12 protein-coding genes are annotated in these 19352 nt (G+C 60.9%); 6 read left to right on the top strand and 6 right to left on the bottom strand.

Features of this window, described 5'->3' with window-relative positions; all coding sequences use genetic code 11:
- The first annotated feature begins 55 nt into the window (after positions 1-55).
- Positions 56-2053, top strand: coding sequence for a M13 family metallopeptidase (locus Q1Y33_RS06880; RefSeq protein ID WP_300799031.1), 1998 nt, complete (start codon positions 56-58; stop codon positions 2051-2053).
- Between the two features lie 132 nt (positions 2054-2185).
- Here Q1Y33_RS06880 and Q1Y33_RS06885 read toward each other — a convergent pair whose 3' ends face one another.
- A complete protein-coding gene (locus tag Q1Y33_RS06885) occupies positions 2186-4489 on the bottom strand; it encodes a patatin-like phospholipase family protein (RefSeq protein WP_300799004.1) in 2304 nt (767 codons plus the stop codon).
- Between the two features lie 75 nt (positions 4490-4564).
- On the opposite strand from Q1Y33_RS06885, the gene pheS reads away from it, so the two are divergent.
- From pheS to mnmG, 5 genes are all read left to right on the top strand, one after another.
- Positions 4565-5590, top strand: coding sequence for a phenylalanine--tRNA ligase subunit alpha (gene pheS, locus Q1Y33_RS06890; RefSeq protein ID WP_300799005.1), 1026 nt, complete (start codon positions 4565-4567; stop codon positions 5588-5590).
- Positions 5591-5603: 13 nt separating this feature from the next.
- Positions 5604-7385: a hypothetical protein gene (locus Q1Y33_RS06895; RefSeq protein WP_300799006.1), complete on the top strand. Its 1782-nt coding sequence runs from the start codon at positions 5604-5606 to the stop codon at positions 7383-7385.
- Positions 7385-8506: a peptidoglycan DD-metalloendopeptidase family protein gene (locus Q1Y33_RS06900; RefSeq protein ID WP_300799007.1), complete on the top strand. Its 1122-nt coding sequence runs from the start codon at positions 7385-7387 to the stop codon at positions 8504-8506. The genes Q1Y33_RS06895 and Q1Y33_RS06900 overlap by 1 nt, the downstream gene beginning before the upstream one ends.
- Positions 8507-8725: 219 nt before the next feature.
- Positions 8726-9160 carry an rRNA maturation RNase YbeY gene (ybeY, locus tag Q1Y33_RS06905; RefSeq protein WP_300799008.1) on the top strand — a complete coding sequence of 145 codons (435 nt, stop codon included), beginning with the start codon at positions 8726-8728 and terminating at the stop codon, positions 9158-9160.
- Between the two features lie 58 nt (positions 9161-9218).
- Entirely contained in the window at positions 9219-11093 is a 1875-nt protein-coding gene (gene mnmG, locus Q1Y33_RS06910) for a tRNA uridine-5-carboxymethylaminomethyl(34) synthesis enzyme MnmG (protein ID WP_300799009.1), read from the top strand.
- A 170-nt stretch (positions 11094-11263) separates the two neighbouring features.
- On the opposite strand, the gene Q1Y33_RS06915 is transcribed toward mnmG, so the two are convergent.
- From Q1Y33_RS06915 to Q1Y33_RS06935, 5 genes are all read right to left on the bottom strand, one after another.
- Positions 11264-12277, bottom strand: coding sequence for a branched-chain amino acid aminotransferase (locus tag Q1Y33_RS06915; RefSeq protein ID WP_300799010.1), 1014 nt, complete (start codon positions 12275-12277; stop codon positions 11264-11266).
- A gap of 96 nt (positions 12278-12373) precedes the next feature.
- Positions 12374-14416: a methionine--tRNA ligase gene (metG, locus tag Q1Y33_RS06920; protein WP_300799011.1), complete on the bottom strand. Its 2043-nt coding sequence runs from the start codon at positions 14414-14416 to the stop codon at positions 12374-12376.
- 192 nt (positions 14417-14608) lie between these two features.
- Positions 14609-16747, bottom strand: coding sequence for a S46 family peptidase (locus Q1Y33_RS06925; protein WP_300799012.1), 2139 nt, complete (start codon positions 16745-16747; stop codon positions 14609-14611).
- A 51-nt stretch (positions 16748-16798) separates the two neighbouring features.
- Positions 16799-17740 carry a quinolinate synthase NadA gene (gene nadA / locus Q1Y33_RS06930; RefSeq protein WP_300799013.1) on the bottom strand — a complete coding sequence of 314 codons (942 nt, stop codon included), beginning with the start codon at positions 17738-17740 and terminating at the stop codon, positions 16799-16801.
- A gap of 402 nt (positions 17741-18142) precedes the next feature.
- Positions 18143-19192, bottom strand: a complete 1050-nt coding sequence (locus tag Q1Y33_RS06935; RefSeq protein ID WP_300799014.1) for an Mrp/NBP35 family ATP-binding protein — start codon at positions 19190-19192, stop codon at positions 18143-18145.
- Between the last annotated feature and the right edge of the window lie 160 nt (positions 19193-19352).

Below are 19352 nucleotides of genomic sequence, written 5' to 3' on the forward strand. Positions count from 1 at the left end.
ACATAAAACCCGAACAACCATGAAAAAGATTTTGATTTTCGCCGCCATGGCCTGTATGGCAAGCTGTCAGAATACGACAACCAAAACCCCGGCCATCGACACGACGAACTTCGACCTCACGGTCGCTCCGAATGCCGATTTCTACCAGTACGCCACGGGCGGCTGGCAGGCCAAGAACCCGCTCAAACCCGAATATTCGCGCTACGGCTCGTTCGACGTGCTGCGCGACAACAACGAGAAGCGCATCAACGCCCTCTTCTCGGAGATGACGAAGATGGAGGCTGCCGCCGGCAGCGTCGAGCAGAAGATTTCGGACCTCTACAAGATGGGCCTCGACTCCGCACGCCTGAATGCCGAGGGCGCCGCCCCGATCAAGGCCAAGGTCGACGAGCTGCTCTCGATTGCCGACCGCTCGCAGCTCACCAAAGCCATCGCACGGCTGCACATGACCGTCGCCAACCCCTTCTTCGGCATCGGCGTGGAGGCCGACCTGATGAACAGCAACGCGAACGCCCTCTACGCCTCGCAGTCGGGCCTCGCGATGGGTGACCGCGACTACTACCTCACGCCCGAGAACGAGCACATCCGCACCGCCTACAGGGAGTACCTGGGCCGCATCTTCCGTCTGGCCGGCGTTCCCGAGACCGAAATCGAGAAGGCCGTCGCAGGCGTGATGGAGGTCGAGACGCAGCTGGCCGAGAAGTCGTGGTCGAACGTCGAGCTGCGCAACATCCCGGCGATGTACAACCCGATGTCGAAGGCCGACTTCGAGAAGGCATACGACGCCATCGACTGGGCAACCTACTACAAAGAGATGGGCATCGGTGACTTCGAGACGATCATCGTCACCACGCCGTCGGCCGTCGCCAACGCCAACGAGATTCTGAAGAAGGCCCCGCTGGAGAACATCCGCTACTACCTGGCCGCCCAGTACATCAACGCCGCCGCCTCGTACCTGAGCGACGACTTCATCGACGCCTCGTTCGACTTCTACGGCCGGACGATGTCGGGCACGCAGGAGCAGAAGCCCCGCTGGAAGCGCGCCATGTCGGTACCCAACAGCACCCTCTCGGAGGCCGTGGGCGAGATGTACGTCGCCAAGTACTTCCCCGCCAAGGACAAGGAGCGCATGCTCGCCCTGGTGAAGAACCTGCAGAAGGCCCTCTCGCAGCACATCGACGCCCTCGACTGGATGTCGGACGCCACGAAGGCCAAGGCCCAGGAGAAGCTCGCCGCCTTCACCGTGAAAATCGGCTATCCCGACAAGTGGAAGGACTACTCGACGCTCGAGATCGACCCGCTGAAGAGCTACTGGGAGAACATCGTCGAGGCCAACCGCTGGTACACGGCCGACAACATCGCCGAGCTGAACAAGCCCGTCGACCGGGCCAAGTGGCAGATGTCGCCGCAAACGGTCAACGCCTACTACAACCCGACGACCAACGAGATCTGCTTCCCGGCCGCCATTCTCCAGCCTCCCTTCTACAATCCGGATGCCGACGATGCGGTCAACTACGGCGCCATCGGCGTGGTGATCGGCCACGAGATGACCCACGGATTCGACGACCAGGGCCGCAACTTCGACAAGGACGGCAACATGAACAACTGGTGGACCGACGAAGACGCCGCCGCCTTCAAGGCCAAGACGGACATTCTGGTCAAGCAGTTCGACGCCATCGAGGTGCTGCCCGCCCGGGACGGCCAGCCGGCGCTCCACGCCAACGGCGCCCTCTCGCTGGGTGAGAACATCGCTGATCAGGGCGGCCTGCGCGTCGCCTGGACGGCTTACCAGAACTCGCTCGAGGGCAAGCAGGCCCCGGCTCCGATCGACGGCTTTACCGATGCACAGCGCTTCTACCTGGCCTACGCCACGCTCTGGGCGCAGAACATCCGCGACGAGGAGATCGCCCGCCTGACGAAGCTCGACGTGCACTCGCTGGGCAAGTGGCGCGTGAACGCCACGCTGCGCAACCTCGAGAGCTTCTACGAAGCCTTCGGCATCACCGACGGCGAGATGTTCATGCCGGCTGAGGAGCGCGTAATCATCTGGTAAGAGCGGTTGCGGCGGCAGGGTATCCCGCCGACCGGACCCGCAGCAGAAAAGGGACGACCCCGATTGGAGGGTCGTCCCTTTTTTCGTCACGGGGCGGCGGATCACGCCGTCCTCCCACCCGACCGGAGCCGGTCAATAGAAGGTGCCCTTCGGGGCGAAGATGGTGTAGCCGAAATTGAAAGTCAGGTACATGTTCCGCCACGAATCGAGGTCGTATTTCGTCAGCGCGAGACTCACCGGACCGATGGGCGTGTGGTAGACCAGCAGCGCCTCGGCGATATAGTGCCAGCGCCGGTCGGGACGGTCGGCCAGCGCCACGGGGACGAACGACCGCTTGTTGCGCATCATGGCGTAGAAGCCCGTGCGCAGGAAGAAGTTGGGCATCAGGTCGAAGGTCGGCATCACGCCCCCGGCGACGAAGCGTTCGGCCCGAAAATCGGGCATGTAGACCATCTTTGCATGGGGGATGGGCGCGTAGACGGGCATCGACATGAGCGTCGCGCCCGGTGTCGTGAAGTCGGGGTGGTTCGTCAGCACGGCGTCGATATTGAATCCGAACGAAAACCAGCTGACGGGCGGAATGTCGAAATACTTGTCCCACGTGAAGCGGCCGCCGAACCAGTGGCGCGTGCGACGCGAAAGGAAGCGGTCGACCTCCGCCGGGGCATACTTGTCGCGCCCCGTCACGTAGATGGCCGAGAAGTGCAGGTCCGAACCGCGCCGCGGGTAGAGGAACTTGTCGAGCGTGTTGCGCGCCACCTCGGCCTTCAGGGCAAAGAACGAGAAGCGCGTATGGTCGTCCTCCTCGACCTGCCGGTTGTCCGAACCGTAGTGGTAGTTGATGTGGCCGGCGTTGGCCCGCAGCGCAACGACGCTGCGCAGCGTCAGCGGCGTGCCGAGCCCCAGCGTGAAGAAGCTTTCGCTGTTCTTCACGTAGAGCGTGTTGTCCACGCGCGTGACGTTGCCGAAGGCCCCGCGCCGGAAGTCGCGCACCGAGAAGTTGTAGGCATAGTCCAGGTAGATCGGTTCGCGCAGGTAGAAATCGGCCCGCCCGCCGAGCGCTCCCCACGTGTAGAGCGGGCCGAGGTAGAGGTCCGCTCCCAGGCTGTGGCCCACGCGGCCGATCTTCTGGTAGTTGATGCCGATGTAGGCCTGGTTGAAGACCGTCGAGGAGACGTTGCCGCCGATCGAGACCTTGAAGTTGGGCTTCGTCTCGAGGTGCGCGCGGAAGGAGTAGCGGTGCGTCGTGCTGTCGTAGACGGCCTTCGGGAGCTCCATCGTGAAATCGCCGCCCGAAAGGACGTTGTAGAGGTTGTCGCGCAACTCCGCGAACCGCATCGGACGCTGCACGCCCGGCGTGCGGCGGTCCAGGTGGAGGTAATCGCGCAGGTACTCGCGCGTCGAGGGGTCGAGCCCCTCGATCCGGTAGTCGTTGAACACGAGCTGCGGGCAGCGTGCCCGGAAGGCCCGGCGCCGGGCCTCGTACTCTTCCGGCGTGCGGCGCTCGCGCACCTTTTCGAGCAGCTGCGGCATCTGCGCCATGGCGTCGGCATAGCCCGCATCCATGATCTCCACGGCGCGGTCGAAGTCGAGCATCCCGGCATCGACCGCCCGACGGATCGTCAGGCTCCGCTCCCCGGGCAGCGTATAGTCCGTATCGAGCATCGCCAGCATGAAGGCCTGGTCGAGGATGCTGGTGCGCTCGCTCGGCGGGACGTTGCCGGCCGTGCAGATCGACCCGATGATCAGATCGGGCCGGAAATCCTCGTCCAGGGGGTGCCAGGGGAAGTTGTCGTAGATGCCGCCGTCGTAAAGCAGCATCGAGTCGAGCTTCACCGGCTTGAAAACCAGCGGAATGGACATCGACGCCCGGACCGCCTCGCTCAAATCGCCGCTGCGCATGACCACCGGTCCGCGGTGGTTCATGTCGCTCGCCACGCAGAGGAAGGGGACCATCAGGCGGTCGAAATCGCCCCCCGAGGCGGCCGTTGCCGGAGCGAAGAGCTCCGTGAGCGCCATGTCGATCTGCGTCGACGAGAGCAGGTTCGTCGGCACCTGGACGCGCTGGCCGCCGGGGCGGCTCAGGTCGACGCGCACGTTCAGGAAGCCCGGCATCCGGCCGATCTGCCGATAATAGGGCATGTAGACATTCGGGTCGATCCGGCCCGAAACCCACTCGCGCACGGCTCCCGACGAGACGATGGCGCGCATCTCGGCGGGTGAATACCCGGCGGCGTACATCGCCGCGATGATCGACCCCATCGAGGTGCCGGCCACGCAGTCGATCGGGATGCCGTTCTGCTCGAGCGCCTCCAGCACGCCGATATGGTAGAGCCCCTTGGCCCCGCCGCCGCTCAGCACGACCCCGACCCGCTGGGCCGACGCCGTCGCAAAGAGAAAGACGGAGAGGACAAATGAGAGGGTTTTACGCAACATATCTCAAATTTTTTATAACTTTGCATGTTACAAAGTATTTTTCAAAAGTACGCAAAAAAGAAAAACGGACAAAATATGATCGACAAAATCAATGAACTCCTCCGACGTGTGGAGGAATTCAAACCCCAGGCTGCCGCCGAGCTCGAAGAGTTCCGCATCAAGATTCTCGGCAAGAAGGGCGAACTGAACGCCCTGATGGAGGAGTTCAAGACGGTGGCTCCCGAGCTCAAGCGCGAGCTGGGACAGCAGCTCAACCGCCTCAAGCAGGAGGCGACCGAGCGCATCAACACGCTGCGCGAACAGCTGCGCGACGCCGCCTCCGAGCGTCACGAGACCATCGGGGACATGACCCGTCCCGGCACGGCCGAGCACCTCGGCTCGCGCCACCCCATCTCGCTCGTCAAGAACCAGATCGTCGAGGTCTTCTCGCGCCTGGGCTACACCGTGGCCGACGGTCCCGAGATCGAGGACGACTGGCACGTCTTCTCGGCGCTGAACTTCCCGCCCGAGCATCCGGCGCGCGACATGCAGGACACCTTCTTCATCGAGAAGGATCCCGACATCCTGCTGCGCACGCACACCTCGTCGATCCAGGTCCGCACGATGGAGCGCCAGAAGCCCCCGATCCGCGTCATCTGCCCGGGGCGCGTCTTCCGCAACGAGGCGATCTCCTACCGCGCACACTGCATCTTCCACCAGATCGAGGGTCTCTACGTCGACGAGGGGGTCTCGTTCGCCGACATGAAGCAGTCGCTGCTCTACTTCGCCAAGGAGGTCTTCGGCGAACAGACGGCCATCCGCATGCGTCCCTCCTACTTCCCCTTCACCGAACCGTCGGCCGAGGTCGACGTCTCGTGCAACCTCTGCGGCGGCAAGGGCTGCGCGGTCTGCAAGGGGACGGGATGGCTCGAGATCATGGGATGCGGCATGGTCGATCCCAACGTATTGAAGGCCAACAATATCGACCCGGAGAAATACTCCGGATTCGCCTTTGGCATGGGCATCGAGCGCATCGCCATGCTCAAGTACGGCGTCAAGGACCTGCGGCTCTACTTCGAGAACGACGTGCGCTTCCTCCACCAGTTCGACGAGGCACTCTAACCCCCACCGCGGCATGAAACGGCTCACGGCGATCACGGCGCTCTGCCTGCTCTTCTCAACGGCTTTCGTCGCCGGGAAGGGGAGCGTGCAGGCGCCCGAATGGCCCGATTCGCTGCGCAGCGTCTACCTCTACACCGAGGGAATCAAGCAGAACGCCATCACCCGCGATTCGGTCCGGGCCCGGGAGCTCTTTCACGAGGCGATCCGGCACGATTCGCTCTTCGCCCCGGCCTACTACGAACTGGGGGTCAGCGGCATGTACGCCTCGCCCGACGAGGCGGTCGAGCTGGCCCGCACGGCCTACCGGATCGACACGACGAACCGCTGGTACCACCAGCTCTACGGACAGACGCTCATCCTCGCCGAACGCTACCGCGAGGCGCTCGACGTCTACCGCCGTCTTCAGGTCGAATACCCCAAGGAGCCGGACAACTACCGCCTGCTGGCGGCCCTCTACGAGCAGAACGACGACCCCTACATGGCGCTCGCGACGCTCGACTCGGCCGAGATGCGCTTCGGGCGCATTCCCTACCTGAGTGCGATGAAGCGGCAGCTGCTCATTGCGACGAGGCAGACCGACAAGGCCATCGACGAGGCGCGCGCACTGGTCGAAGAGGTTCCCTACGAGGCGGCGCACCACGTGGCGCTGGCCGAACTCTACGGCATCTCGGGCAAGGATTCGCTGGCGCTGGCCGAGTACGACTGCGCCCTGAAGATCGATTCGACGGATATCCGGACGCTCATGTCGCTGGCCGACTTCCACACCACGAAGCGCAACTACCGCAGGCTGCTCGAGGTGACTCGGCGGCTCTTCGAGTCGGACGACATGCCGCTCGAGACGAAGATCCGGCGCTTCGAGCAGTTCACCTCCGACATCAACTTCTACCGCCAGTACTACTTCCAGCTCAACGACCTCGCCTCGACGCTGGCCATCCGCTACCCGAACGATCCGCGCGTCGTGGAGCTCTACGCCGGACACCTGATCGCCTCGGGCGAGCTGGAGCGGGCACTGACGCTCTACAAGCTGCACCTGGCGGACAGACCGCCCATCAAGTCCTTCTTCCAGGCGGTCATCGACATCGAGAGCTACCAACAGCACGCCGACTCGATGATGCACTACGTCGGCCGGGCGCTGGAGCTCTTCCCCCGGGACCTGGACCTGCACCTCGCCCGCGGCAACGCCTTCATCCGGCTCAAGGAGCCCGAAAAGGCGATCCGCACCTACCGTCAGTCGCTCCGCTACGCCGAAACGGACTCGCTGCGCAGCGTGATCTGGGGCATGATCGGCGACACGTGGTACCAGGTGGCCGAAGAGGGGAAGAAAGACTCGGCGAAGGTGAAACGGCCGCGGAGCAAATCGCCGCGCAAGGCCCTGAAGGCGTGCTACGACGCCTACGACCGCAGCCTCGGCTACTGGCGCGATAACGCCCTGGTGCTGAACAACTACGCCTACTTCCTCTCCGTCGAGGGACGCGATCTGGAGCGGGCGCTCGAAATGGCGACACGCGTGATGGCCTCCTCGGAGAAGAACCCCACCTACCTGGACACCTATGCCTGGGTGCTCTACCGCCTGGGGCGCCTCGACGAGGCCAAACAGGCGATCCAGCAGGCCGTGGCCTTCGACGAACACGGCAATCCGGAGCTGTTTGCGCACTACGGCGACATCCTCAATGCCCTGGGCGACCGCTTCTCGGCCGAGTTCTACTGGCAAAAGGCCCTCGATGCGGGGTACGATGCCGCCGAAATCCGCCGCCGCATGGAATCGACTCCATCGGCCGAAAAGCCCGCGCGATGATGAAACCGCTCTACATACTGCTCTCCGTACTGCTGCTGACCGCCGCAGGCGCCTCGGCGCAGAACATCGACAAGATCGAGGCGCAGAAACGCGTCATCGCGGCCCTCGAAAAGAAGATCGCGAACGAAGAGCAGGAGATCGCACGCCTGAAGAAGGGGCGCGCGGCGACCGAGGAGCGGGTCGGAAGGCTGGCCCGGCAGATCGAGTCGCGCAACCAGCTGCTCGAAGAGACCGAGAAGCAGGCGGGGATGCTTCGCGAGGAGATTGCCCGCAAGGACAGCGTGGCGGGGAATCTGAGCGCTTCGCTCACCCGCAACCGCGACCAGTATGCCGCGATGGTCCGCGAGGCGTGGCGCAACTACCGCCACAACGACTACCTGACCTACATCTTCTCGGCGCGCGACTTCCGCGACGTGGCGCGGCGCATTGCCGCCCTGCGCGAGATGGCCTCTCTGCGCGAACGCAAGCTGCACGAGATTGCCGACCTGAGCGATCGGGTACGGCGCGAAAAGGAGGAGCTCGACCTGCGCAACCGCTCGCTCGACTCGGTGACGCGCAAGCTCGCGTCGCAGAAACAGAGCCTCGAACGCGACGCCCGCAACGCCCGGGCGAGCATCCGGCAGCTCTCGCAAAAGGAGAAGTCGGCCCTGCAGCGCAAGCTCTCGCAGGAGCAGCAGCTGGACGTGGCCATCAACGAGCTGCGCAAGCTCACGAAGGGCAACACGGCCGGTGCGTCGTTCTCGACCAAGACGACGGGACTGCGCCTGCCCGTGGCCGGAGGGCGCGTGAAACGCTACAAGGAGAACATCGCCGAGATCACGGGACCCAAGGGCGCGCAGGTCATCTCGATCTACGAAGGCAAGGTTGTCGACATCAAGCGCAACCGCATCACAAGCAAATACGACGTCTACGTGGCGCACGGCGAATACATCACCTCCTATGCCAACATGGGGACGGTCTGCGTGGAGAAGAACCAGAAGGTGGCGCGCAACCAGCAGTTGGGCACCATCGGCTCGGCGCTCGACGTCATGACGATGGAGACGGAGTACAAACTCGTCTTCGGCATCTACCCGCCGAACCCGAACGAGAAGCTGCGGGCCGAAAACTGCTTCCGCAAATAAGCCGCGGAAAGAGGCGGTCCGGAGTTTTTTCCCGCCGCAACAGCAGAGGGTTCCGGTCCGGAGAAAAGCGGGGCAGAAAAGGCCGAAAACGGCCGAAAACAGGCGCGGAAGAGCCGGGGGAGGGCCGCAAGTGACCGGACAAAAAAGGCCTTCGCACTGCACGATCCGCACCGGCCGGACGGAAAGAGAGACGAAAAAGAACTGTTCAATAGCTGAAAAATGGCTGTACGATACTATACCGACGACTGCAACTACCGCCTGCCGCAAAAGAAGCTGACGACGGAGTGGCTGTGCGAAGTGGCCAATGCGGAGGGATACGCCCTCGGCGAGGTGAGCTACATCTTCTGCTCCGCAGCGCGGCTGCTCGAGATGAACCGCCAGTACCTCGGACACGATTACTACACGGATGTCATCACCTTCGACTACAGCGACCGCCGCGGCACGCACACGATTGCGGGCGACATCTTCATCGACGTGGAGACCGTCGCGGACAATGCCCGCCAATATGGAGCCACGCGCCTGCAGGAGATGCGGCGGGTCGTGGTCCACGGCGTGCTGCACCTCTGCGGGCAGGGCGACAAAACGCCGCGCACCAATGCCCAGATGCACCGCAAGGAGGACAAATACCTGAAATTCTGGGAGAACAGAGAGTAAAGCGGACGTCGCAGGTCCGCAAACCGACAAACACCACGAAATCACCTGTCGCAGAACCATGACGCTCGACTACGATATTATCGTCATCGGCGGGGGACATGCCGGATGCGAGGCCGCCGCCGCGGCTGCACGGCTCGGCTCACGGACCCTGCTCCTGACGATGGACATGACGAAAATGGCCTCCATGTCGTGCAACCCGGCTGTCGGAGGAGTAGCCAAAGGACAGATTGTCAGAGAGATAGATGCTTTAGGCGGTCAGATGGGACGTATCACGGACCTCACGACCGTGCAGTTCCGGATGCTCAACCGCTCGAAAGGAGCCGCAATGTGGAGCCCGCGGGCACAATGCGACAAGACGCGCTTCTCGGAGGAGTGGCGCCGCACACTCGAAAACACGCGCCACCTCTACATCTGGCAGGACGCCGCCACAGAGCTGCTCTTCGACGAGACACCGGCCGTGCGGGGCGTCCGCACCCGCATGGGGGTGGAGTTCACGTGCCGCGCCGTGGTGCTGACGGCCGGAACCTTCCTCGAGGGCGAAATGCACTGCGGCACCGCCCACGCCGAAGGTGGCAGGGCAGGGGACGCCGCCTCGCACGGCATCACGGAGTGCCTGCAGCGGATCGGATTCGAGTCTGGCCGTATGAAGACCGGCACCCCGGCGCGCCTCGATGCCCGCACGATCAATTTCGAAGCCCTCGAACCGCAATACGGAGACGAAAATCCCGCCAAATTTTCCTTCTCCTCTGACACACAAGCTGTTAAGGACCAACTCCCCTGTTTTCTGGTCTACACTTCAGAGGCCGTACACGAAACCCTGCGCAGCGGATTCGCCCTTTCGCCGCTTTTCAACGGCACGATCAAGGGAATCGGCCCGCGTTACTGCCCCTCGATCGAAGACAAGTTGAGGACCTTTGCCGACAAGGATCAGCATCAGCTCTTCCTCGAACCCGAAGGACGCACCACAAACGAATACTACCTCAACGGCTTCTCCTCGTCGCTGCCCTGGGAGGTGCAGTGGCGGGCGCTGCGACAGATCCGGGGTCTGGAGGACGTGCACATCTACCGCCCGGGCTACGCCATCGAATACGACTATTTTCCGCCGACGCAGCTGCACCACTCGCTCGAAACGAAGCTTGTTTCGGGACTTTTCTTCGCCGGGCAGGTCAACGGCACGACCGGATACGAGGAGGCGGCCGCCCAGGGGCTCATGGCAGGCATCAATGCCCACCGCAAGCTGAAAGGGGAGGAGCCGGTCGTTCTGTCGCGCGACGAAGCCTACATCGGCGTGCTGATCGACGACCTCGTAACGAAGGGGGTCGATGAACCCTACCGCATGTTTACCTCGCGCGCCGAGTACCGCATTCTGCTCCGGCAGGACAATGCCGACCTGCGGCTCACTCCGCTCGGCTATGAAATCGGGCTCGTAACGAAGAAAAGATACGAGGAATTTCTCCAAAAAAAATCAGCCGTAGAATCGCTTGTAGCCTATGCGCACCGGCAGAGCATCAAGGCAGACGAAATTTGCGATTATTTGAAATCGGTCGGATCAGAGCCGTTGACGCAGGGGAGAAAGCTGTATGACATCCTCATGCGCAACAACGTTACCTTCGTTTCGCTGATGGAGGTATTGCCGAAACTGCGAAAATTCATCGAATCGAACAAAATTGACGCGGAAGCAATCGAAGAAGCGGAAATTCAGATCAAATACCGGGGATATATCGAACGAGAGAAGTTTATTGCGGAGAAACTGCACCGATTGGAGAATATCCGTATTCCCGAGGACTTCGACTACCATTCGATGAACGCCTTGACGATCGAAGCGCGGCAGAAGCTCACGCGCATCCACCCGCAGACCATTGGACAGGCATCGCGCATTCCGGGCGTGTCACCCGCGGACGTCAATGTGTTGTTGGTTAAATTCGGAAGGTAAGCCATCCTATCACAACAAACATTCTAAAGAGTGTTCCACGTGGAACATAATTAAAGTGAAAGGTGAAAGGTAAAAGGTAAAAAACAGGAGAAATTTACAAAAAAACATACAACAAAAAAGAGAGAGTGGATAGAAATCTATCCACTCTCTCTTTTCATATACAGATAACTTTACTCTACAAAGGTGCACCAGCCGTACTTATCTTCGGCACGTCCGTACTGGATATCCTGCAGGCGGTTGTAGAGTTCGAGCGAAACCATGCCGACTTCCGAACCGTATTCATAAACGTCATTGGTCTGCATGTCGAAAATCTTTCCGATAGGGGAGATGACGGCAGCCGTACCGCAGGCACCGCACTCCTCAAAAGTCGAAAGCTCCTCGACGGGAATCCGACGCTCCTCGACAACCAGCCCCATGTCGGCAGCCAGTTGACGCAGGCTCTTGTTCGTGATCGACGGCAGCACCGAGGGCGATTTCGGCGTGATGTACTTGCCCTCCTTGATGCCGAAGAAGTTGGCGGCGCCGCACTCCTCGATATACTTGTGCTCGGCAGCATCGAGGTACATGACGTTCGAGTAACCCAGCGTATGGGCCTTTTCGCCCGAGAAGAGGCTGGCAGCATAGTTTCCGCCGACCTTCACGTCGCCTGTTCCACGTGGAGCAGCGCGGTCCTGTTCACGGTCAATAGCGACCAGAATCGGCTTGATACCCGACTTGAAGTAGGCGCCGACGGGCGAGCAGTAGACGATCAGCAGGGCATCCTTCGCAGGCTTCACACCCAGACCGGCCGTCGTGCCGAACATCACGGGACGCAGATACAGCGAAGCTCCCGTGCCGTAGGGCGGGATGAAACGCTCGTTGCGGCGGACCACCTCGACGCAGGCGTCGATAATCATCTCGAGGCTCGGAACCGGCAGGCAGAGGCGCTCGGCCGAAGACTGCAGACGCCGCGCATTCTCATCGACACGGAAAAGGCGTACCTTGCCGTCGACACCGCGGAAGGCCTTGAGACCCTCGAACAATTCGATACCATAGTGCAGGCACGATGCCGACATGTGCATCTTGATGTACTCGTCATCGGTGACCTCCATTTCGCTCCACTTGCCGTCCGTGTAGTAAAAACGGACATTCCAGTCGGTCTTGTAGTAGTTAAAGCCCAGGGCACTCCAATCCATGTTTTCCATATACGATCTGTTTTAAGGTGTTGTTCATTTTCATGTTTCCGGCTTCGTACCCGGAAAAAAGGGACGGCAGATCGTGCGATCCGCAGTCCCGGTGGGTCATCCGACGATGGCGCCGTTGTTGGTTTTTTCGTTGGGTTCGAGCAGCCGCAGCTTGCCCGAAGCATCCTCGGCCATGAGGATCATGCCGCGCGAAAGGGTGCCTTTCAGTTCACGGGGTGCCAGATTGACGAGCACCAGTACCTGACGGCCGACCAGCTCCTCGGGTATGAAGTGCTCGGCAATGCCCGAGACGATTTCGCGCTGGTCGATACCCGTGTCGACCTTCAGTTTCAACAGCTTCTTCGTCTTGGCCACCTTCTCGGCCGAAAGGATCGTCGAGACGCGGATATCCATCTTCTGAAAATCGTCGAACTGTATGGTATCTTTCTGTGGTTCAACATTTTGCGCAGCTTCCGCAGCCTGATTGGCCTCCTTCGTGGCAGCCAGTTTGTCCAACTGACGCTGGATCACGTCGTCCTCGATCTTCTCGAAGAGCAGCGCGGGTTCACCGATTTCGTGGCCCGCCTCGACGAGGTCCATGGCACCGAGACGCTCCCAGCCGAACTTCTCCACGGCCAGCATCCGGAGAATCTTCTCCGCGGAGAAGGGCATGAAGGGCTCGATGGCGATTGCCGTGTTGGCCGTGATCTGGAGCGCCACATTGAGAATCGTCTCCACACGGGCGGGATCGCTCTTGACGACTTTCCACGGCTCGGTGTCGGCGAGGTATTTGTTTCCGATGCGGGCGATGTTCATGGCATCCTTCAGCGCCTCGCGGAAGTGGTAGTTCTCGATATTGCTCTCGAGCGACCCGCGCACGGCGGCCATTTCGGCGATCGTGGCACGGTCGTAGTCGTTCAGATCACCGCAGGCGGGCACCTTGCCGCCGTAGTATTTCTTCGTCAGCACGAGGGCCCGGTTGACGAAGTTGCCCAGCACGGCGACCAGTTCGTTGTTGTTGCGGGCCTGAAAATCCTTCCACGTGAAGTCATTGTCCTTCGTCTCGGGGGCATTGGCGCAGAGCACATAGCGCAGCACATCCTCCTTGCCGGGGAACTCGTCGAGGTATTCGTGCAGCCAGACGGCCCAGTTGCGCGAGGTCGAAATCTTGTCGCCCTCGAGGTTCAGGAACTCGTTGGCCGGGACATTCTCGGGCAGGATGTAGCCGCCGTGGGCCTTGAGCATCGACGGGAAGACGATGCAGTGGAAGACGATGTTGTCCTTGCCGATGAAGTGGACCATCTTCGTATCCTCCGACTTCCAGTACTTCTCCCAGTCGGGCGTCAGGTCCTTCGTGGCGGAGATGTAGCCGATCGGCGCGTCGAACCAGACGTAGAGCACCTTGCCCTCGGCCCCCTCGACCGGAACGGGGATGCCCCAGTCCAGGTCGCGGCTCACGGCACGCGGCTGCAGGCCGCCGTCGAGCCAGCTCTTGCACTGCCCGTAGACGTTCGACTTCCACTCCCTGTGCCCCTCCAAAATCCACTCGCGGAGGAATCCTTCGTACTGATCCAGCGGCAGATACCAGTGTTTCGTCTCGCGCTTCACGGGTACCGATCCCGACACGGCGCTGTGCGGCTCAATCAGTTCGTCGGGCGAGAGCGTCGAGCCGCATTTCTCGCACTGGTCACCATAGGCGCGGTCGTTGCCGCACTTGGGGCACGTGCCGACGATGTAGCGGTCGGCGAGGAACGTCTGCGCCTCCTCGTCGTAGTACTGCATCGAAGTGCGCTCGATGAACTTGCCCTCGTCGTAGAGCTTGCGGAAGAAATCCGAAGCCGTCACGGCGTGCGTTTTCGAAGACGTGCGCGAATAGATGTCGAACGACATGCCCAGCCGCTCGAACGAACGCTTGATGAGGGTATGGTAGCGGTCGACAATCTCCTGCGGCGTGACGCCCTCCTTGCGGGCCTTGATCGTGATGGGCACGCCGTGCTCGTCCGACCCGCAGACCGAAATGACGTCGCGCCCGCGCAGCCGCAGGTAGCGCGTATAGATGTCCGAAGGTATGTAGACTCCCGCCAGGTGGCCGATGTGCACCGGACCGTTGGCATAGGGGAGTGCCGAAGTGACAAGATAACGTTTGAACTCTTTTGCCATATATTACAGATGCAATCTTACTAATTTCTGTCAAAATTAGTAATTTTTGTCCGAAACGAAAAGCAAAGCGCCGTTTTTGTTAACGAATATGAAGAGACCCGGCATGCGCCGTACTCCGCACGCGGAAACACGCGGCAAAAAAAGACCCGCAACCGGATGTTGCGGGTCTTTTTGACTGATGGGGAGGCGGAATCAGCGGCCGACGATCTCCATCTCGTCGAGGAGCCAGCCTGCGTCGGCGAACTTGTCGATGATGAAGAGCACGTAGCGCACATCCACGGCGATCATGCGCTGCAGGTCGGGTTCGAAGGCCACGTCGCCCGACATCGCCTCCCAGTTACCGTCGAAGGCCAGGCCGATCAGCTCGCCGCGGGCATTCAGCACGGGCGATCCGGAGTTGCCGCCCGTAATGTCGAGGTTCGAGAGGAAGGCCACGGGCATCTCGCCCTTCGCATTGGCATAGGGGCCGAAATCACGCGCCGCGTAGAGCTCCTTCAGCCGTTCGGGCACGGTGAACTCGGCGGGGTTCTTCGGGTCCTCCTTCTCCATCACGCCCTTGAGCGTCGTATAGTAGCTGTACTCGATGCCGTCGGCGGGCGAGTAGGGCAGCACGTTGCCGTAGGTCAGGCGGATCGTGAAGTTCGCATCCGGCGCCCACGCCTTGCGGGGCTGCTGCAGCATCAGACCGGCAATGTACTTGCGCTTGCCCTCGGCATATCCCTTGTGAGCCTCGCGGTAGGCCTTGCCAAGTTCGAGGTACTTCGCCCAGACCGAAGCAGCCAGCGCCACAGCCGGATCGTCGGCGATCTTCCCGGGGGCATAGTCGTCAATGAGCGCCAGCACCTGCTCCCCGGAGGCAAAGAGCGAATGGTCGTAGAGATAATCCACATAGGCATTGATGTCACCGCCGAACTCCTTGTCGATTATATCCGCATAGAACGACGGCAGCTCCTTCATCTGCTCGCGGGCAATCGTCAGCATGCGCCTGGCCACCTTGCGGTCCGTAGCCGGATTGTAGTCCTTGTACCAGTCAGCAAGCCGCGCCTTCACCGCATCGGGATTCTCGATGTGCTCCTTCACGGCCAGCTTCTCCATGTCGATGAACTGTCGGACGGGCGACAGCAGCTCAACAGCCCCGAGAAACGCCTCCGTGAGGTACTGCACGCCGGCATAGACCGGACCTCCGGCCTCCTCGGCGCGGCGGATCTTCTCCAGCGCGTCGATGTATCCCTCCTCGGGCAGCGTATTCTTTTCGGCCCATGCCTGGAACGAAGCCTCCTGCGCCTGCTTCCGGGCCTTTACGCCGAGTTTCTCCAGTCCGCGCGACATGCCGATCGAATTCTTCCAGTAGTTCGACGAACGGGCGTATTTCGAGGCATACTGGATGCGCACGGCATCGTCGGCCATCATGTCCTCCCAGAGGATCGCCTGCCGCTCGCCGCGGATGAAGATGCGCTGCGGGTTCTCCGACCCGAGCAGGTTGTCGATCTCGTAGGAGGTCATGTAGCGCTCGGTCGAGCCGGGGAAGCCCATCACCATGGCGAAGTCGCCGCGGTCGTATCCGTCGAGCGAGACCTTCAGGTATTTCTCGGCCCTGTAGGGGCGGTTTTCGGGCGAATAGTCCGCCGGACGGTTGTCCGGTCCGGCATAGACGCGGAAGATCGAAAAATCGCCCGTATGGCGCGGCCACATCCAGTTGTCGGTATCCCCGCCGAACTTGCCGATCGACGAAGGGGGCGTGCCCACCAGGCGGACATCCGTGTAGACCTCCATGACGAACGCGAAGAACTGGTTGCCGCCGAAGAAGGATTCGATTTCGATCTCCATGCCGGGGTTCTCCTCCTGCAGGCGCTCCTTCAGCGCAGCAATGTTCTCCCCGGTGATGCGGTCGTACTCCTCTTCACCGGCCGTCGAGGGGACGTTGCCCACGATGTCGGCCGTCACATCGGCGATATGGCGCACGAAGCGCACCTCCAGCCCCGGAGCGGGCAGCTCCTCGGCATTCGACATCGCCCAGAAACCGTACTTCAGGTAGTCGTGCTCGACCGACGAGAGGCTCTGGATCGAGGCGTAGCCGCAGTGGTGGTTCGTAAAGAGCAGTCCCTCGGGCGAGACGATCTCGCCCGTGCATCCGCCGCCGAAGATGACGACGGCATCCTTGAGCGAGGAGTGGTTGACGCTGTAGATCTCCTCGGCCGAGAGTTTGCAGCCGCGCTCCTTCATCTGCTTGATGTTCATGCGCTGCAGGTAGGGCAGCAGCCACATGCCCTCGTCCGCCGCGGCCGTCAGGGTCATGCACGCCGCAGCCAAAAGTAAAACAAGTCTCTTCATGTCAGTAAAATTTGTTGTTTTTGTTTTGCTGAACCTGTAGAATATAGGGATTTAGCGGATAGCGATCATGTTGAGGATCGAACGCTCGGCCGCACGCCGCACCTCCTCGTCGAGCGTGATCTCCGGCGCCTCGTTCTCGAGGCACGCGGCGATGTTCTCCAACGTCACCATCTTCATGTACTTGCAGTTGTTGCAGGCGCAGCTCTCGTCGTCGGGAGGCGCCGGGATGAAGTTTTTGCCGGGGTAGCGCTTCTTCATCTCGGCAAGGATGCCCGACTCGGTCACGACGATGAACTCGTCGGCGCCGCACGCGCCGCAGTAGTCGAGAATCGCGGCCGTGGAACCTACGAAGTCGGCCACTTCGACGATGTAGGAGCGGCACTCGGGGTGCACGACGACCTTTGCCGCCGGGTGCCCGCGCTTGAGCGCCAGCAACTTCTCGAGCGAGAACTCCTCGTGCACGTGGCAGGCGCCGTTCCACAGCACCATGTTCTGCCGTCCGGTCAACTTCTGTATATAGGAGCCGAGGTTGCGGTCCGGGGCGAAGATGACGGGCACGTCGGCGGGGATCGACTCGACGACCTTCAGGGCGTTCGACGAGGTGCAGCAGACATCCGTCAGGGCCTTGACACCGACCGTCGTATTGACATAGGAGACCACCTTGTGGCCGGGGTAGCGGCTCTTGAAGGCGGCAAAATCCTTTGCGTCGCACGACTCGGCGAGCGAGCACCCCGCCTCGGGGCAGGGGATGAGCACCTTCTTGTCGGGGCAGAGCACCTTGGCCGTCTCGGCCATGAAGTGCACGCCGGCGAAGAGGATGATGTCGGCATCGACCGACTGAGCCTTGACCGAGAGGGCCAGCGAGTCGCCGAGGAAGTCGGCGATCTGCTGCACTTCGGGCGTCGTGTAGTAGTGCGCCAGGATCACGGCGCGCTTTTCGCGCTTGAGCGCTTCGATGCGGCTGCGGAGCTCCGCGGAGTTATCGACCTTCATCGTTTGCTTTTCTTTTTATTTTTTAATTCAATTTAATTTTAATAATGAAATAAGAAAAGAAATAAAGGCTGTTGACAGTGTGCACAACTTTTTTGTTTTTTTCTTTTCAACAGACTGTCGTTCCTCTTTTGATATTATTTTCTTTTATTTTTCTGAAAGTCAAAAGAAAAAATAAGAAATCGACAATTGGTGAAAACTGTTTTCAACATATCGACAGCATTTCTTTCTCAACATTCCGTCCACTTTCGGCCCCGTTTCGCCGGACGGTAAAATGTGAAAACTTTTTTTGGAAGCGCGGAAATTTTGCATATACCCGCTCCTTTTCGGAAAATGCAAATTTCCGGACCCCGGATTTTTCATTTTTTATCGTCACTTTTCAACAGGGTTCCGAACAGGTTGTCATCAACTTTTCATCACCTTGCCGACAACCTTATCGGCAATCTCGCGGTACCACTTCTCCACGCGCGGGTCGATGCCGGCCGCGGGACGTCCCTCCTCGCTACCCTCCATGATCGACTGTACGATGGGCACCTCGCCCAGGAAGTCCACGCCGTACTCCTCGGCAAAGCGGCGTGCGCCGCCCCGTCCGAAGAGGTAGTAGCGGTTGTCGGGCAACTCCTCGGGCGTGAACCACGCCATGTTCTCGATGATGCCCGCCACGGGAATCTGCACGTTGGGGTTGCGGAACATCTCCACGCCGCGCAGCACGTCGGCCACAGCGATTTGCTGCGGCGTCGAGACGATCACCGCGGCGTCGATCTTCAGTTCGTTGATGATCGACAGGTGCACGTCGCCCGTGCCGGGAGGCAGGTCGAGCAGCAGGAAGTCCAGCGTGCCCCACTTCGTCTGGTGGATCAGCTGCTTGAGGGCATTGGTCGCCATGGCGCCGCGCCACAGCAGCGCGTCGGTCGGCTTGATGAAGAAGCCGATCGACATGAGGCGGATGTCGCCGGCCACGGCCGGGATGATGCGGTCGACGCCCTCCTCCTCGACGGCGTCGGGCAGATAGCCCTCCACGCCGAACATCCTGGGCTGCGAGGGGCCGTAGATGTCGGCATCGAGCACGCCGACACGGAAGCCCATGTTGCGCAGGGCGACGGCCAGGTTGGCCGTGACGGTCGACTTGCCCACGCCGCCCTTGCCCGAGGCGACGGCGATGATCTTGGCAATGGCTCCGGTCGCGGTTTTCAGCTTGGGCTCCGGACGCGGGGGCTGCCCGCCCTCCTTGACGACGACGAGCACCTCGGCACCCGGGAAAGCCTCCCGCAACAGGCTCTCGACCTGGTTCTTGATCTTGACCGCGAAGGGGTCGCGGCTCTTGGCGAAGCGCAGCACGACGGTCGCCTTGCCGTCGGCGGCCCCGATATGCTCCACGAAACCGCTCGTTATGATATCTTCGCCCGTTTCGGGGTGGACGACCTGTCCGAGCAGCCGTTTGATATGCTCTTCCATACGATTAAAGGTTTGTCTTCGGCAAAGATAACGTTATTTTCAACGATTCCATAGAATTTCTCAAATTATTTTATCGTAAAACGATAAATTTTATTTGTTTTTCAAGAAATATGATTATCTTTGTACATCCGAGTGACCAATTAACGCATAAAATAGCTAC

Origin of the sequence: uncultured Alistipes sp., from assembly GCF_949296715.1 — a bacterium.
Classification (GTDB): domain Bacteria; phylum Bacteroidota; class Bacteroidia; order Bacteroidales; family Rikenellaceae; genus Alistipes.

What these genes read in the sequence shown, in the direction of transcription:
- Q1Y33_RS06935 (WP_300799014.1), bottom strand. Translation starts at nt 19,192, where the DNA reads ATGGAAGAGCATATCAAACGGCTGCTCGGACAGGTCGTCCACCCCGAA.
- ybeY (WP_300799008.1), top strand. Translation starts at nt 8,726, where the DNA reads ATGGCTGTACGATACTATACCGACGACTGCAACTACCGCCTGCCGCAA.
- Q1Y33_RS06925 (WP_300799012.1), bottom strand. Translation starts at nt 16,747, where the DNA reads ATGAAGAGACTTGTTTTACTTTTGGCTGCGGCGTGCATGACCCTGACG.
- Q1Y33_RS06880 (WP_300799031.1), top strand. Translation starts at nt 56, where the DNA reads ATGGCAAGCTGTCAGAATACGACAACCAAAACCCCGGCCATCGACACG.
- Q1Y33_RS06915 (WP_300799010.1), bottom strand. Translation starts at nt 12,277, where the DNA reads ATGGAAAACATGGATTGGAGTGCCCTGGGCTTTAACTACTACAAGACC.
- Q1Y33_RS06895 (WP_300799006.1), top strand. Translation starts at nt 5,604, where the DNA reads ATGAAACGGCTCACGGCGATCACGGCGCTCTGCCTGCTCTTCTCAACG.
- Q1Y33_RS06885 (WP_300799004.1), bottom strand. Translation starts at nt 4,489, where the DNA reads ATGTTGCGTAAAACCCTCTCATTTGTCCTCTCCGTCTTTCTCTTTGCG.
- nadA (WP_300799013.1), bottom strand. Translation starts at nt 17,740, where the DNA reads ATGAAGGTCGATAACTCCGCGGAGCTCCGCAGCCGCATCGAAGCGCTC.
- metG (WP_300799011.1), bottom strand. Translation starts at nt 14,416, where the DNA reads ATGGCAAAAGAGTTCAAACGTTATCTTGTCACTTCGGCACTCCCCTAT.
- mnmG (WP_300799009.1), top strand. Translation starts at nt 9,219, where the DNA reads ATGACGCTCGACTACGATATTATCGTCATCGGCGGGGGACATGCCGGA.
- pheS (WP_300799005.1), top strand. Translation starts at nt 4,565, where the DNA reads ATGATCGACAAAATCAATGAACTCCTCCGACGTGTGGAGGAATTCAAA.
- Q1Y33_RS06900 (WP_300799007.1), top strand. Translation starts at nt 7,385, where the DNA reads ATGAAACCGCTCTACATACTGCTCTCCGTACTGCTGCTGACCGCCGCA.